We start from the raw sequence: 17,035 nt of genomic DNA, 5'->3' as shown, positions 1-17,035 counted from the left end.
TTTGGTTCTAGCGGAAACGATCTAGCAGTTTTTTGCTGACTTTGTCCAACTGAGTGGAGTCTTTGATTAAAAATTGCAGGCCATTGGAGTCGGCAATCAGAAGCATATTGCCAGCTATGCGGCGAATATCTTCCTCGCCTTTCAGGCGAATTCTAGTGGGGCCACGATCGGTTTCAATATCCCAAATACTCGGAGTTGCAAAAGTAGACACCCTGGTGATTTTTTCAATCACAGGCATGAACTCGCGAGTAGCCAGCTCTTCTTCAATCAGGGCTAACTCACCTTCAGGAATCGTGGTGATGCCGTCAAACCAATATAACTCTTTGCCCGACTGATCCATGATCGAGATTCCAGCGCCTGGTGCAGTAATCGGGAAGGCTCTGACTGGATAAACGCCAACATGGTGAGTTCCAGCTGCATCGATGAATACCAGTCGACCGAGCGCATCGCGTTCTAGTGTGTGTAACTGTTGATGCTGACTCATGCTCCGCCCCCAGTTTCTTTGGCAATGGCTTGCGGGCCGTCTTTGCGCCCATTCTCATCGATGCTTTCACCTATAGCACCGCCTTCAACTAGCTCTGCAGCGTGGCGTAATTGAGCTTGATACAGGGCGTAGTACGCGCCCTGTGCATCCATCAGCTCATCATGCGACCCAATCTCCACGATCTCGCCTTTATCAAGCACGACCAAGCGGTCTGCTTTTCTTAAAGTAGAGAGGCGATGAGCAATCGCGATCGTAGTGCGGCCCTTCACCAAATTATCTAAAGCGCGCTGAATCTCTTTTTCAGTGGTGGTATCTACCGATGAGGTAGCTTCATCCAAAATGAGAATGCTGGGGTTAATCAACAACGCACGGGCAATGGAAATACGTTGACGCTCACCACCTGAGAGAGATTGACCGCGCTCACCTACTAATGAGTCATAACCGAGTGGTAAGCGAAGAATAAATTCATGGGCATGGGCAGCGCGCGCCGCTTCAATAACTTCCTCGCGGGTGGCCTCTGGCTTTCCGTAAGCAATATTTTCTGCAATCGTGCCAAAGAATAAAAATGGCTCTTGCAAAACCAAACCAATGCGCTTGCGATAGTCAGCAATTCTGATGCTACGAATATCACGCCCATCCAAAGTAATCGAACCAGCACTCACGTCATAGAAGCGGCAAATCAAGTTCACCAAAGTGCTCTTACCAGAGCCGCTATGACCAACTAAACCAATCATTTCTCCAGGGGCAATATCTAAATCAATCCCTTTAGAAACCGCACGGTTGCCATAGCGAAAACCCACGCCCCGCAGGGAAATGCGGCCTTTCACTGCACCCAAAGGTGCTGGATTGATTGGCTCGGGAACACTCGAGACATGATCCAAAATATCAAAAATACGCTTAGCCCCAGCCGCTGCTTTTTGCGTATGTGAAACGATACGACTCATTGAATCGAGTCGAATGTAGAAGCGTCCAATGTAGGCCAAGAAGGCAATTAACACACCAACAGTGACCTTTTGATGTGCAACCTGCCAAATACCAAAGCCCCACACCACCAAGAGTCCGGTTTCTGTTAGCAGCGTTACCGTTGGGGAGAACAATCCCCAGACGCGATTAACGCGATCATTGATTTGTAAATTGTGTTTATTGGAATCAACAAAGCGTTTGAGCTCACGATCTTCTTGAGCAAATGCTTTGACTACCCGAATCCCTGGAATCGTATCAGCCAAGATATTGGTGACTTCAGACCAAACGCGATCAATCTTTTCAAAACCAAATCGCAACTTGTCGCGCACTACATGAATCATCCATACGATAAATGGCAATGGCGCCAAAGTGACCAATGCAAGCAGAGGATCAATTGACACCAAAATTGCTGCCGTCATCGTAATCATGATGACATCAGTTATGAAATCTAAAGCGTACAAAGATAAGAATACGCAGATACGATCTGTCTCAGCGCCAATACGCGCAATCAAGTCGCCGGTTCTTTTGCCACCAAAATACTCTAAAGATAATTTGAGCAAATGCTCAAAAGTCGTATTACGAAGATCTGCACCGATGCGCTCACTCACCAATGCGAGTAAATAAGTTTTCCACCAACCAAGGCCCCAAGCAACAATTGCCGCAGCAAATAATGCAAAGAGGTATTTACTAGCTAAATCAAAATCAATCGGATTGCCTTTTTCATATGGAATCAACACATGATCCATCAATGGCATCGTCAAATAAGGGGGAATCAGTGTGGCGCCGGTTGACAGCAAGGTCAGGATAAAACCCAACAAAAGCTCTTTTTTATAAGGGCGTGCATAGCGCCACAACTTAAATAAAGTCCAAGTCGATGGAGGGGCATCCTCCTCTGGATCGCAAGTTGGGCAAGCATCTGAGTTGGCAGGCTTTGGGCTTAAACACACCGGACAAACCTGCTTATCGTATTCAGAAGCCTCGGGCTCTTGGCTAAGCTGATCACCCTTGATTAATTGCCCAAAACTACTCTGTAGACGCAATGCCTGAGGGTTGACAGCCAGAGTGAAGTACCAGAGTCGTAGCAGGCTAGCCTCAGACTCCAGCTTGAGATGCCCTACTCCGGCGTGATCACCATGCAAAAGATGGGCTCCAGAGCTAATAGGCCAGAATTCTGAGTGAGTACCGTCACTCCAAAATAGACCCGTAGGAATCAAACAAAGTAGGCTTTTTTCAAAGCGCATTTCACCATCGAGATCAAGCTCAACCCAGGCCAGTATGGAGTTAGGGTCTTTTACTGGGGATTGGGGAGCTTCTAAAACGCTAGCCCAGTGACCTGGCAACGGGGGGACGGATGGGGAAATTTCTGGCTTCATTAATCATAAAAGTATAGTGGAGCTAGATTTTTATGATTTATTAAGACTGTCAACTTTAGTGGGTAGAAAGCCGTTAAATTGGCGAGGTAAGCTTTTTTATGCATTTTTGCTAATTTTGTGGATTTTGAATAATTACTAGAACCAGAGAGACAGTCTGAGACATCTCCGCCACCATTTTTTATGCTGGCGCTGAAATCCCCCACTCCACATATGCCCCAATTACTAGATAAATCCATTGAGATCTTGAGTGTCAAGCATCTTCGCGGCCCCAATATGTGGACTTACCATCCCGTTATTGAAGTTTGGCTCGATATTGGTGAATTAGAAGATTTCCCCTCCAATCTCATTCCTGGGTTTTATGACCGACTTGTTCGAGCGCTTCCCAGTCTTCAAGAACACCGCTGCAGCTATGGTGAGGCTGGTGGATTTCTCAAAAGGGTTGAGGAGGGTACTTGGCCCGCTCACATCCTTGAGCACCTCACCCTGGAATTACAAAATTTAGCCGGCATCCCCGGCGGCTTTGGTAAAGCGCGTGACGGTGATCGCCGCGGTGTTTACAAAGTCATGGTGAGCGCAGTTAATGAGGAAGTAACACTCACTGCACTCAAATACGCTCGCGATTTATATCTTGCTCTAGCGCAGGACACCAAAGATCCTGTCGCACTAGTTGCCAGCATTCTTGAAGAACTGCGTGAGCTCGGGGATGATCTATTGCTCGGCCCCAGTACCGCCTGCATCGTGAATGCGGCTGAGGAGCGGGGCATCCCCTCGATCCGACTATCTGAGGGTAACTTAGTGCAACTCGGTTATGGCGCTAAGCAGCGTCGCATCTGGACAGCAGAAACCGATCAAACCAGCGCTATCGCTGAAACGATTTCTCGAGACAAAGATCTCACGAAGAGCCTTCTATCTAGCGCCGGAGTTCCAACCCCCGAGGGTCGCACAGTTACCAGCGCTGATGATGCATGGGAAGCAGCTCAAGATATCGGCTTGCCAGTGGTAGTCAAACCGATCGATGGCAACCACGGCCGCGGTGTATTTATCAATCTCTATACCCAACAAGAAATTGAGGCAGCCTATGCTGTTGCAATCGATGAAGGTAGCGAAGTTTTAGTTGAGCGGCACATTCTGGGTGACGAGCATCGCCTACTGGTAGTTGGCAATAAAGTAGTTGCAGCCGCAAAAGGTGAAACTGTTTGGGTTACTGGTGATAACCAGCACACTGTTTTTGAGTTGATTCAAATTCAAATTAACTCCGATCCACGTCGCGGCAAAACTGAAGAATGTCCACTCAACCCAGTTCGCATTGACTCTGCAGTGGAGTTAGAGCTTGCACGCCAAAAGTTAACCGGTACCAGTGTTCCGGGTTTAGATCAAAAAGTACTGATTCAAAGTAATGGCAACGTCGCTTTTGATGTTACTGACTTAGTTCATCCAGATGCAGCCAGTCAAGTTGCTCTTGCTGCTCGCGTAGTGGGATTAGAAATTGCTGGTGTCGACTTGGTTGCGCAGGATATTAGCAAACCACTACATGAGCAGAATGCGGCTATTGTTGAAGTCAATGCTGGGCCTGGCTTATTGATGCACTTAAAACCTGCCAGCGGCAAACCTCAACCGGTCGGTAAAGAGATCGCCGACCACCTCTTCCCACCAGGAACTGATTTCCGTATTCCTGTTGTGGGAGTTTGTGGTGCTCGTGGCAAAACCCCTGTAGCCGAAATGATTGCCCACTTCTTGCGACTCACGAATTTGTATGTCGGCCTTTCTTGCAGCAAGGGTTTATTTTTTGGTCATCGCTCAATTCAAAAGAGCAATGCTGCTAACTGGGAAAATGCCCGCCGTACTTTATTGAACCGCGCAGTGGAAGCAGCCGTGATCGAGAATAACAATCTGTCTATGTTGATAGAGGGATTAGCCTACGACCGCTGCCAAGTGGGCGTTGTATTAAACGTAGATCCCAAAGCCAACTTTCCTCAATACGCTATCTACGATGAAGACCAAGTGTTTAGCATTGTCAGAACCCAAGTAGATGTGGTGCTACCAACGGGAGTTGCCGTTCTCAATGCAGATGATCCAATGGTTGCCAGCATGGCGGAACTCTGTGATGGCGAAGTCATCTTCTTTACTCAAGACTCCACATCCTCGATTGCACAAGAGCACTTGAAGAATGGTGGTCGTGTCGTGATGATTGGTAATCAACAGATTACCTTGAAGTCCACTAAGCATGATCAAAAGAGTATTCCAGTACCACCTAACTCTGAGCCTAGTGCTGGCGAGCCATGGAAACCATTAAATCTTGGCGCCGCGATTGCTGCAGCCTGGGCCTTAGACATTCCGTTCAACGTTATCGAAGCTGGTGCTGAAACTTTTGTTTCTGACGCTAGTATTTCAGTAGGGGCTTAATTGGAAATCACCCGTATTCGCATGTTACGCGGCCCAAATTTATGGAGCCGCCATACCGCTTTAGAGGCCATTGTGTCTTGCGAGGAATCAGAGCGTTCGATTGATCTGATTCCCGAATTTGAAATTAAGATTCGTGAGCGCTTTCCGCAATTAGGCAGTATGCGTCGCGGTGGGCACAATGAAACACTCTCGTTAGCACACGCCCTAGAACATGCTGCTCTGGGTCTTCAATCTCAAGCAGGCTGCCCTGTTACTTTTAGCCGCTCGGTACAAACCATAGACGTAGGCGTATATCAAGTTGTAGTGGAGTACACCGAAGAAGTCGTTGGACGAATGGCTTTTGACTTTGCCTTTGCATTAATTCAGGCAACGCTCAACGATGTAACGTTTGATTTAGCAGCCGCCCTCTCAGAATTAGAGGCCCTGTATGAAGATGTGCGCCTAGGGCCAAGTACCGGTTCGATTGTTGACGCTGCAGTACAGAGAAACATCCCCTATCGCCGCATGACTGAGGGCAGCATGGTGCAGTTTGGTTGGGGTAGCAAACAAAAGCGTATCCAAGCAGCCGAGACCAGTGACACTAGTGCCATTGCCGAAGCAATTGCACAAGATAAAGAGCTTACTAAAAACCTCTTGGCAGCTGCAGGCGTATCTGTACCGACCGGTAAAGTCGTCACTACCGCAGACGATGCATGGCGTGCCGCCCAAAAAATTGGTGGCCCTATTGTTCTCAAGCCCAAGGATGGTAATCAAGGCAAAGGTGTCGTTGCCAATATTCAAACGGAAACGGAAGTGCGTGCTGGCTTTGTAGTAACCCAAGCCTTTGGACGAGAAACCATTGTTGAACGTTACTTACCTGGCGCCGACTATCGCCTGTTAGTCGTGGGTAATCGCCTATCCGCGGCAGCCCGTCGCGAGCCTGCGCAAGTAGTAGGTGATGGCAAGCATAGCGTTGCTGAACTAGTTGAATTAGAGAATAAAAATCCATTACGTGGCGATGGTCATGCAACCGCATTAACTAAGATTCGTTTTGATGACATTGCGCTTGCACATTTAGCTAGCAACGGTCTAAGCCCGCAACATATACCCAATACAGGCGAACGCGTTCTCTTGCGCAATAATGCCAATCTCAGTACTGGCGGTACTGCTACCGATGTGACTGATGACGTCCATCCTGATGTTGCAGCAAGCGCTATCGCTGCTGCACAAATGATTGGATTGGACATTGCTGGTGTCGATATTTTGTGCGAGGCAATTTATAAGCCTTTAGAGAGTCAAGGTGGTGGCATCGTTGAAGTCAATGCCGCACCGGGCCTACGTATGCATCTCAAGCCTTCCTATGGCAAGAGCCGTCCTGTAGGCGAAGACATCATCAATACGATGTACCCGCTTGGTGAGGATGGCAGAATTCCAGTTGTAGCAGTAACCGGGACCAATGGTAAAACGACGACCGTTCGCCTAATTGCGCATTTACTTAATGAGACTGGCCTACGTGTTGGTATGACGACTACTGATGGTGTATATGTCAACCATCGCTTAATTGATTCCGGAGACTGTAGTGGGCCTAAGAGTGCTCGTAACGTTCTCATGCATCCCGATGTAGATGCTGCTGTTTTAGAAACAGCTCGCGGAGGAATGTTACGTGAAGGCTTAGGATTTGATCGCTGTGAAGTTGCTGTAGTGACTAATATTGGTGAAGGAGATCACCTCGGCCTCAACTACATCACTAGCGTTGAAGATTTAGCCATTCTGAAACGGGTGGTTGTTCAGAATGTAGCGCCGTCTGGCGCTGCAGTTCTCAATGCTACTGATCCGATGGTAGTGAAGATGGGAGATGTTTGTACAGGTCGAGTGATTTTCTTTGCGCAAAATCAACACCACCCCGTGATTGCCGCACATCGAGCCAAAAACAAAAAAGTGATTTACTTTGATGGCGCTTTTATTGTCTGCTCCAAAGGATCTCGCGTACTCTTCCGCTTCCCAGTCAGTGAAATTCCGTTAACTCAGAATGGTGTTTTAGGATTCCAAATTGAAAATGCCATGGCCTCTATTGGTGCGGCCTGGGCATTAGGCTTGGATGCCGAAAAGATTGCGCGTGGCCTCCACTCCTTTGAAAGCACTGCTAATGCAGTACCAGGACGCTTCAATCAATTCCAACATAAAGGCGCCACTGTCATTGCTGACTATGGCCACAATCCAGATGCTATGCGCGCTCTAGCGAGCGCAATTGAGGCCATGAAACCTCAGAAGAGCCACGTAGTCATTAGCGGCGCCGGCGATCGTCGCGATGAAGATATTCGTGATCTGACCCGCATTCTTGGCAATAGCTTTGACAATGTCATCCTGTATCAAGATCAGTGTCAGCGTGGCCGCGAAGATGGTGAAGTACTCAGGCTGCTTCAAGAAGGTTTAGTCGGCACTAAGAAAGCCAAACAAGTTAAAGAAGTTACTGGCGAATTTCTTGCTATTGATACCGCACTCAATGATTTATCTGCCGGTGATATCTGCCTGATTCTTATTGACCAAGTAGAAGAATCACTTGCCTATCTTAAAGAGCAGGTTCGACCATAGTCATTGAATTCATTTTTCAGGCAATCGCCTGAAGTAAAAAAGCCCAATCACTGATTGGGCTTTTTTGTTAGATCCTAGTAGTTCAGATAGTAGCGAATACTTACGCCTGAGAATGGTAATGCTGCAAGCGCTCAATCTCTTCTTTGGACCCCAACATCACAGAGACACGCTCATGCAATTCAGTAGGAATCATATCCATGATTAATTGATCGCCATTAGTTGATGCGCCACCAGCCTGCTCCACTAAAAAGCTCATGGGATTAGCTTCATACATCAGGCGCAGCTTGCCTGGCTTATGGGGCTCACGTTGGTCCCATGGATACATAAAGATGCCACCACGCGATAAAACGCGATGAACATCCGCAACCATAGATGCAATCCAGCGCATATTGAAATCTTTATCGCGTTCGCCACTCACACCTGCTAAGCACTCATCTACATAGCGACGAACAGGCTCAGCCCAGTGACGCATATTCGACATATTGATGGCGAACTCTTTAGTGGAATAAGAAATCTCCACTGCGTGCTTAATTAATACAAATTCACCGGTCACTTTATTTAAGGTGAACATCACTACGCCATCACCCAGCGTTAATGCCATGGTTGTTTGCGGGCCGTAGACAACGTAACCTGCGGCTACCTGATGACGACCTGACAATAAGAAATCCGAAGTTTGTAATGGCGCTAAAGGATCTTGCTTCTTGAGCACAGAAAAAATCGTGCCGATGGATACATTCACATCGATATTGGATGAGCCATCCAATGGATCAAATAATAGCAAATAGTCGCCAGTGCCCTGAACTGGAAGCGGTAACTCCATCTCTTCAGAGGCTAGGCCAGCCAAGGATTTACATCCCTGCACACCGTCAATTAATAAATCGTTGGCAATCACATCCAGCTTTTGCTGGACTTCGCCCTGGACATTACCAGTGCCAGCAGAGCCCAGCAGGCCAATTAAGGCACCTTGTGCGACCTCATGACTCAGAGTTGAGCAAGTGTCAGCAACTGCTAACAACAGCTCTTGTAGACCTGCAGAGATGTCTGCGCCCTTAACCTTAGTAGATGTCAGGTATTGCTTGAAATTGGTATTAAAAGTATATGAAGCGCTCAAAAGGAGTTTCTCCGTAATGGGGTTGATTCTGCGATGACTCTATTTTGCCTTGTTCTCAATCCATTCATTACCCAAGGCCTTAGAAACCACCTCTTTCACATCGGGAGAGAGAGTTTCGCAAGCCGCAACCTGCTTTAGGGCTGCCAACATGTGATCTTGGTAGGGCTTGGCAAATTGACGCCAACGATCTAATCCCCTAGCTAAACGAGCGGCAACTTGTGGATTGATTGGATCTAAGGCCAGAACAGACTCAGCCCAAAATGTATAACCACTGCCGTCCGCCTGATGAAAGCTAGCGGGATTGTTCATACAAAAAGCATGAATGACGCTGCGTACTCGGTTGGGGTTATTCATTTTGAAGGCTTCATGCTCACGCAAGCGCTTGACTTCATTCAAGGTAGATTCGGCGTTTGCGACTGGCGGTCTGCTCGATTGCAACGCAAACCATTTATCAATCACTAAAGCATCATCAGAAAACCGAGTATAAAAATCCTTCAAACAAGCAGCCGCTGATTTTGATCCATGAATGACTAAGCCAGCTAAAGCAGCGTATCGGTCAGTCATGTTGTCGGCATTTTGATATTGATTGACTGCCATTGGCGCCCAGATCGGCGGATCCGCTTCGAGCAACATACTTAATGACAGATTCTTTAATGCGCGCTTACCAGCACTTGCTGCATCAGGATTAAATGGTCCCGGTGTTTGCATCTGCTGATAGAGGGCAGCCCACTCGATGCGTAACTCACTAGCTAGAGCATGACGGAAAGCACGACGTGCTCTATAAATTTGTTGTGGATCAACACTCGCGCACTGCTCATACAAATAAGTCTCGGCAGGTAGAGTCAGCGCCAGCTCTTTGAACGCAGGATCCAAGTTCGGGTCAGTTAACAAAGTGCGATAAGCCTCAATCAGCGCTTTATCAGGTAAACGATTACCCAGAATCATTTGCATTGCCAGTTTCTGACCAGCTTCCCAACGATTAAAGGCGTCATCATCACTCGAGAACATGGTGAGCAGGTCAACCTCGCTTTGATCAAAATCTAAATTAATCGGGGCTGAGAAATTGCGATTGATTGATAACACTGGGCGACTCATCACCTGATCAAAAGTCCAAGTTTGCCGACCTTGAGTTAACTCCAACAAAGTTTCAGGCTGATCATCTTCAGATGTCAATAAGCGCATCTTCAGTGGAATATGAAAAAGCTTGCTATCTTTGAGCGCCATATTTGCTGAAGGGCTTTGCGTCAAAGTCACTTGATATTGCTTTTTATCTGCGTCATAGAATTCCTCCACCTTGACCTGAGGAGTGCCAGCCTGGCTGTACCAGTTCTTAAATTGAGAAAGATCGCGGTCATTGGCATCAGCCATAGCAGCTAAAAAATCATCACAAGTAACCGCTTGGCCATCATGGCGTTGGAAATACAAATCCATGCCTTTGCGGAAACCCTCAACGCCCAATAGGGTCTGATACATGCGCACAACTTCTGCGCCCTTCTCATATACCGTCACGGTATAGAAGTTATTGATCTCTTGATATTCATCTGGGCGAATTGGATGCGCCATCGGACCGGCATCCTCAGGAAACTGAAGCTGACGTAACACACGCACATCTTCAATTCGCTTTACCGCCCTGCCAGACTCGCTACCCATTTGATCAGCAGAGAATTCTTGATCACGAAATACAGTTAAACCCTCTTTAAGAGAAAGTTGAAACCAATCCCTACAGGTAACTCGATTACCAGTCCAATTATGGAAATACTCATGGGCCACGACGCTTTCAATATTAGCAAAGTCAGCATCGGTTGCAGTCTCTGCTTGAGCCAGAACATACTTGGTATTGAAAATATTTAGACCCTTATTCTCCATCGCGCCCATATTGAAATCACCTACCGCCACAATCATGAAGCGCTCGAGATCTAGCTCAAGGCCATAGCGTTTTTCATCCCAATGAATTGAGGCAATTAAAGAATCCATCGCATGACGGGTCTTTTTCAAATCATGCGGCTCAACCCAAATCTGCAATAACTTTTTTGCACCACTGCTTGTGGTGATTGTCTCTTCAATACATTCCAACTTGCCGGCGACCAAGGCAAATAGGTAAGACGGTTTTGGAAATGGGTCTTCCCAAACGGCGCTGTGCCAACCATTCGGTAATTTTTCAGTACTAATTAGATTGCCATTGGATAACAACACTGGGCACTCCGCCTCACGAGCGCGCAGAGTCACGCGATAACGCGCCATCACATCGGGTCTATCGAGGAAGTACGTAATCTTTCTGAATCCCTCGGCTTCGCACTGGGTAAAGAAATTCCCATTGGAAACATATAAACCCATGAGTGAGGTATTTTTCTCAGGCACACAGACGCAGATAATCTCTACAATGAAAGCCTGTTTGCCTTCATTCGGCAAAGCATGGACAGTCAGTGTTTCTGGGCTAAGTTCAAATTGACGATGGGCTACACCATTAATGCGTAAGCTCACAAACTCCAGTTCATGGCCGTGCAACACTAAAGGCATACCAGCCTCATGACCAAGACCAGGTAGAACCTCTAGGCGACTTTTCACAATTGTCCTAGCCGGATCTAAGGCAATATCTAACTCAACCTGTGAGAATGTGTAACTAGGAGCGCGGTATTCGAGCCTACGAAAGCTCTGTGGAAGATCGGTTTTCATAGAGCAATTTTAAGCCCCATAAGAAAATTCGACCTAAGCCCAAATAAGGGTAGCAATCCCAATAGCGATGAAGGTGACAGCGGCAACCGCATGCACCCACTTAATAGGCATGCGTTTGGTGAATTTCTGACCAATCCAAACTACTGGGGCATTCGCTAGCATCATCCCTGAGGTGGTGCCAACCGTTACCGCAAAGACATCAGAATATTTAGCGCCCAAGGCGATCGTAGCAATTTGGGTCTTATCCCCCATCTCAGCTAAGAAAAAGAGTCCAAGCGTTAGCATGAACACCTGAAAGGCTTTATCCGCTACCTTTGATCCGCCTGCATCATCAATATGATCGGGCACCAAGAGCCAGAGGCCTATTCCTAAAAAGCTCAAACCCAAGATCCATTTGAGAAGATCTGGGCTCATCAAAGTGGTGAGCCAATGTCCTAGTAAAGCTGCACAAGCATGATTGGCAATCGTCGCGATGAATATCCCGCCAATAATGGCGAGCGCCTGCTTTGGGTAGCGTGCAGCCAACATCAAAGAAAGTAACTGGGTTTTGTCACCCATCTCAGCTAGGGCGACTACACCGGTAGAAAGTGCTAATGCAGATAAATCCATTCTTAGGATGATAGAGGAAAGCTTGGGAGCCTAGACTCCCAAGACATTCAATCTCCAGAACTACATTAAAACCACTAGGCCACTAACAACTCTTCTGGCGGCACAAAGTCGACTTTCTGTGCTTTAGCAACGGGTTCGGATGTGAGCTTACCCCGGTGAACACTCAAACCATTTCGCAAATGATGATCATGTGACAGTGCCTTAATCATGCCCCTGTTTGCCAAAGCTGCAATGAAGGGGTAAGTCGCATTTGTCAAAGCAAAAGTAGAAGTTCTGGCAACTGCACCAGGCATATTTGCAACACAGTAGTGCAGCACACCATCTACGATAAAGGTGGGATCAGTATGTGTAGTGGCTTTTGATGTCTCAAAACACCCGCCTTGGTCAATTGCTACATCCACCACTACTGCACCCGCCTTCATTTTTCGCACCATCTCGCGTGTTACCAGCTTTGGTGCTGCGGCACCAGGCAATAACACAGCGCCAATCACCACGTCTGCTTCACAAACCTCGAGCTCTACCAAAAGTGGGTCGGCATAAAAGGTTCTCACGCGATTGCCATACAGCATGTCAATCTGTCTTAAGCAGTCAATATTACGATCGAAGATGCACACATCTGCACCCATACCAACAGCCATCTGTAGCGCATTACGACCTACTACCCCCGCGCCCAATATAACGACCTTTGCGGGTGCTACGCCAGGGACACCTGCCATCAAGATTCCCAATCCTCCATTTGTCTTTTCTAGATGCGCAGCAGCCGCTTGTATAGACATCCGCCCTGCAACTTCACTCATCGGAGCCAAAAGCGGTAAAGCGCCACTAAATGAAGTTACTGTTTCATAGGCAATACAACTTGCACCCGATGCGAGCAATGCTTTGGTCTGCTGTGGATCTGGCGCTAGATGCAAATAGGTAAAGAGAAGTTGATCTTCACGCAACATCGCACATTCTTGAGGCTGAGGCTCCTTGACCTTCACGATCATCTCCGCCTTAGCAAAAACTTCAGCAGCACTATTAATTAAAGTAGCGCCAGCCAAGCGATAGGACTCGTCACCCAAACCAATCTGCTCACCTGCCCCACGCTGCACTAAAACAGAGTGCCCCTGTTTGCACAAGCCCCTCACATTACCCGGGGTCAAGCCAACACGAAATTCGTTATTTTTTACTTCTTGAGGTACGCCAACAATCATTTATGTCTCCTTATTTGAATTCACGACTCAGTTTTGTTTTGCGATGCAAGCCAACGATGTAGAACATGACGAGATACACACCTAATAAGCACGGACCTAAGACCAAGGCAATCCGCGCATCCTCATGAAAGCCCATCAACACCACTACCAAGGCAATAAATGCCAATGCGAACCACGAGGAATAGGGCCACCAAGGTGTGCGATAGGCCAACTCAGCAACCTGGACTTTTGTTAGTGAGCGACGAAACTGAATTTGCGTGATCAAAATAGCAATCCACACCATCAGGCCGATAAAGGTAACTGCCGCCATCACGTATTGAAATGCCTTGTCTGGAACAAAGTAGTTCAGCACTACGCCAGTCATACAGACTGCCACTGTCGCCATCACCGCACGATGGGGAACGCCATACTTCGATAACTTGGCAAATGGCGAAGGTGCATACCCATTGGCTGAGAGTGCGTATAGGAGTCGTCCGCCACTAAAGATGCCAGCATTGCAAGATGACAAGGCAGCAGTAATCACTACGAAGTTAATGATTCCGGCAGCTTCACGTAAACCAATGCGCTCAAACATCACCACGAATGGACTGCCTTGTTGACCAATCTCATTCCAAGGGAAGATCGCTAGGATGACAAAAATTGCGCCCATATAAAAAATGAGGATGCGCCATGCCAATGAATCGATCGCCATCGGAATAGTTTTACGTGGATTTTCTGCTTCACCAGCAGATAGGCCAATCATCTCAATACCAACATACGCAAATAGGACCATCTGCAAAGAGAGCAGCATTCCACTAATGCCATTAGGGAAGAAACCGCCGTGCTGCCATAAGTTAGCAAGGCCAATCGGATTCCAGTCGTTAGTAAAGCCAAAGAAAATGACTGAGCCACCTAATGTAATCATGGCAATAATGGCGACTACTTTAATGAGAGCAAACCAAAACTCAAACTCGCCAAATACTTTTACGGCAATGAGGTTAATCAGACCCATCATCACAATGGAAGATAAAGCCCAAATCCACTGAGGTGTCTCAGGAAACCAAATCCCCATATAAATGCCAACCGCAGTGACTTCAGCTATGCCAACGACGATCCAGTAGGTCCAGTAGCCCCACCCGACCATATAGCCAGCAAGCGGTCCTACGTAGGTATTGGCATAAGCCGCAAATGAACCTGCGACTGGTTCATGCACTGCCATTTCACCCAAGGTGCGAAGCACGATGAAGGCTACGATGCCAGCCAGAAGATATCCCAATAAGATTGAAGGTCCTGCGATTTGAATCGCACTTGCTGAGCCTAGAAATAATCCAACGCCAATAGTGGATCCCAAAGCCATGAGGCGAATATGCCGCACTTTGAGGTGGCGCTGTAAACCAGTTTTTTCAGTCTGCAAAAGAGACCTCCTTTCGATTTGTCGTTGGTAAATCACCAACGAGACAAAGTCTAGGGAGGACTGCGCATCTGTACTAGGGGATAAAAATGCGCAAAGTGCTTAAACGAATAAATGTGATGCGCAATAAATAAACCTTCCACATCAGCGAGGGCTCAAAGGGGCATTAATAAATTTGGGATGACATCAGAATCCGTAATTTCCTACAGGGATTCCCCTTAAGGATTTATAGATGGATTTGAAAGAATGGCTTACTGAGTAGCAATCAGATTTAAAACTTCAGCAGCAGCGGCTAAACCACAAGCTGCCGTGACCATCACGGTAGAACCGTAACCAGAGCAAGCAAGGCCGCCACTAGCAACGCCCGCGCGGGGCTCATGCGAGTAAATTGCGCGAATACCTATTTTTCTTTTCAAATTTCTAGAAAAGCCATGATCTTGTCGGAGGCCTTGACGTACCTTCGCTAGCAAAGCATCTTGCTCGGTTCGCGAAAGGTCATCGCAGCGCACAGAAGTAGGGTCTGACTTTCCTCCAGCTGCACCACACATCACTAGAGCACGCTCATTTTTGTTCGCCCACACGGCCAAGGCAATTTTGGTTTGCACTGAATCAGTGGCATCTAAAACAATTGCCTTTTTCGGAATCAAGATATCGAGATTTTCTGGCTCCAAAAATCCGTCATGGGCAGTCAATATGATCTCAGGATTAATTTGGCGAATGCGATCAGTCATGGCCTGTACTTTTGCTTTGCCGTACTCGCCTTCTAGGGCATGCAGTTGTCGATTGGTATTACTTTCAGCAATGTGATCAAAATCGATGAGGACGAGATGTCCGATTGCAGTGCGAGCCAATGCTTCAGCGGCCCACGACCCCACGCCACCTAATCCAGCCACTACCACTGTTGCATGACGAAAGCGCTCACGCAGCTCTGGGCCATATAGACGAGCTACACCCCCAAAACGACGATCCTCTAAACTGTCTGCTAACTTGTCTTCTGCCATAGACTCTCTTTATACTGAAAAAATGGACTCCATTGCTCAACTCCGCAAAAACTATACCTTCGGCCAGCTTTCAGAGACTGAGGTTTCACCAAATCCACTGGACTTATTTCAGGTGTGGTTTGATCAGGCTGTCAAAGCGGAGTGTCCCGAACCCAACTCCATGACTTTGGCAACTGCCGATTCAGCGGGTAACCCATCAGCCCGTATTGTCTTACTAAAAGGTGCAAATAGTGCCGGCTTCACCTTCTTTACCAACTACGAAAGCCAAAAAGGTAAAGAGCTGGCTGCTCGCCCACATGCTGCCTTGTTATTTCATTGGCACGAGCTAGAGCGTCAGGTTCGCATCAAAGGGCTTGTTGAACGCGTTAGTCCTGCCGAGAGCGATGAATACTTTCACTCTCGACCAGCGGCATCTCGAATTGGCGCTTGGGCTTCACCACAAAGCTCCGAGATCCCCAATCGCGAATTTCTGGAGGAAGCTGAAAAGCGTTTCGCAGCAGACTTTGGAGAGAAGCCACCACGCCCAGAACACTGGGGTGGGTATCGCCTGCACCCCACTGAGATTGAATTCTGGCAAGGCCGCCCTTCACGCTTACATGACCGCATTCACTATCAACTGGATGGCGCTCAATGGCGCATTACTCGCTTAGCGCCGTAAAATTAGCGAAACTCTGGTGCAATCAGAGATTGAAACTTTGCTCTGAATTTCGCCAATTTAGGAGCAACGACTGCCATGCAGTAGCCCTGTCCTGGATGTTGACGAAAATAATTCTGGTGATATTCCTCGGCCGGATAAATAACAGGTGCCACATCAATTTGCGTCACTACCGGATGCGAATAAATTTTTGCATCTTCTAACTCTTTAACTACCTCATGAGCAGTTGCGCTTTGACTATCGCTATGAGTAAAAATCACTGAGCGGTATTGGGTACCATGGTCGTTACCCTGGTAATTCAAGGTGGTTGGATCATGGATAACAAAGAAGATTTCCAATAAATCACGATAAGACACTGCCGCAGGATCAAAGTAAACATCAACGATTTCAGCATGTCCGGTTTGGCCGGAGCAAATAGATTCATAGTCTGGGTTTAACATCGCCCCTCCCGCATATCCTGAGACCACGGCACTCACGCCGGAGATTTGTTGGTAAACCGCTTCCAGGCACCAAAAGCAGCCGCCGCCTAAAGTAGCGCGTTCAAGGGATAAGTTGTTTTTGAGAGTAGTTTCGTTCATGGCTTTATCCTAATACCTTATTCAATCGTTT

At 47.5% G+C, this 17,035-nt stretch carries 12 protein-coding genes; 3 read left to right on the top strand and 9 right to left on the bottom strand.

Features of this window, described 5'->3' with window-relative positions; translation table 11 throughout:
• Positions 1-7: 7 nt before the first annotated feature.
• Together C2747_RS02605 and C2747_RS02600 are read right to left on the bottom strand one after the other, a co-directional pair.
• Complete coding sequence (locus tag C2747_RS02605; RefSeq protein WP_215332180.1) at positions 8-484, bottom strand: cyanophycin metabolism-associated DUF1854 family protein; 477 nt, start codon at positions 482-484, stop codon at positions 8-10.
• The gene (locus tag C2747_RS02600; RefSeq protein WP_215332178.1) at positions 481-2,820 is read right to left on the bottom strand and encodes a cyanophycin metabolism-associated ABC transporter; all 2,340 of its coding nucleotides are present in this window, start codon (positions 2,818-2,820) and stop codon (positions 481-483) included. The genes C2747_RS02605 and C2747_RS02600 overlap by 4 nt, the downstream gene beginning before the upstream one ends.
• 210 nt (positions 2,821-3,030) lie before the next feature.
• Here C2747_RS02600 and C2747_RS02595 point away from each other — a divergent pair, with 210 nt between their 5' ends.
• On the top strand, positions 3,031-5,223 hold the full coding sequence (locus tag C2747_RS02595) for a cyanophycin synthetase (protein WP_215332176.1): 2,193 nt from the start codon (positions 3,031-3,033) through the stop codon (positions 5,221-5,223).
• Positions 5,224-7,794: a cyanophycin synthetase gene (gene cphA / locus C2747_RS02590; RefSeq protein ID WP_215332174.1), complete on the top strand. Its 2,571-nt coding sequence runs from the start codon at positions 5,224-5,226 to the stop codon at positions 7,792-7,794.
• 100 nt (positions 7,795-7,894) lie between these two features.
• On the opposite strand, the gene C2747_RS02585 is transcribed toward cphA, so the two are convergent.
• From C2747_RS02585 to C2747_RS02560, 6 genes are all read right to left on the bottom strand, one after another.
• Positions 7,895-8,905: a class 1 fructose-bisphosphatase gene (locus C2747_RS02585; RefSeq protein WP_215332172.1), complete on the bottom strand. Its 1,011-nt coding sequence runs from the start codon at positions 8,903-8,905 to the stop codon at positions 7,895-7,897.
• Positions 8,906-8,944: 39 nt separating this feature from the next.
• Positions 8,945-11,578, bottom strand: coding sequence for an aminopeptidase N (pepN, locus tag C2747_RS02580; protein ID WP_215332170.1), 2,634 nt, complete (start codon positions 11,576-11,578; stop codon positions 8,945-8,947).
• Between the two features lie 33 nt (positions 11,579-11,611).
• On the bottom strand, positions 11,612-12,187 hold the full coding sequence (locus C2747_RS02575; protein ID WP_215332168.1) for a TMEM165/GDT1 family protein: 576 nt from the start codon (positions 12,185-12,187) through the stop codon (positions 11,612-11,614).
• 74 nt (positions 12,188-12,261) lie between these two features.
• Positions 12,262-13,380, bottom strand: coding sequence for an alanine dehydrogenase (gene ald, locus C2747_RS02570; protein WP_215332166.1), 1,119 nt, complete (start codon positions 13,378-13,380; stop codon positions 12,262-12,264).
• Between the two features lie 10 nt (positions 13,381-13,390).
• Positions 13,391-14,716, bottom strand: a complete 1,326-nt coding sequence (locus tag C2747_RS02565) for an amino acid permease (RefSeq protein ID WP_285896680.1) — start codon at positions 14,714-14,716, stop codon at positions 13,391-13,393.
• Between the two features lie 305 nt (positions 14,717-15,021).
• A complete protein-coding gene (locus tag C2747_RS02560; protein WP_215332162.1) occupies positions 15,022-15,771 on the bottom strand; it encodes a tRNA threonylcarbamoyladenosine dehydratase in 750 nt (249 codons plus the stop codon).
• Between the two features lie 22 nt (positions 15,772-15,793).
• Between C2747_RS02560 and pdxH the strand changes: the two genes are divergently transcribed.
• Positions 15,794-16,429: a pyridoxamine 5'-phosphate oxidase gene (gene pdxH, locus C2747_RS02555; RefSeq protein ID WP_215332160.1), complete on the top strand. Its 636-nt coding sequence runs from the start codon at positions 15,794-15,796 to the stop codon at positions 16,427-16,429.
• Between the two features lie 2 nt (positions 16,430-16,431).
• On the opposite strand, the gene msrA is transcribed toward pdxH, so the two are convergent.
• Positions 16,432-17,004, bottom strand: coding sequence for a peptide-methionine (S)-S-oxide reductase MsrA (gene msrA, locus C2747_RS02550; protein ID WP_215332158.1), 573 nt, complete (start codon positions 17,002-17,004; stop codon positions 16,432-16,434).
• Between the last annotated feature and the right edge of the window lie 31 nt (positions 17,005-17,035).

The organism is Polynucleobacter corsicus (assembly GCF_018688255.1).
Classification (GTDB): Bacteria; Pseudomonadota; Gammaproteobacteria; order Burkholderiales; family Burkholderiaceae; genus Polynucleobacter; species Polynucleobacter corsicus.
This window is presented reverse-complemented; position numbering and strand designations above follow the sequence as displayed.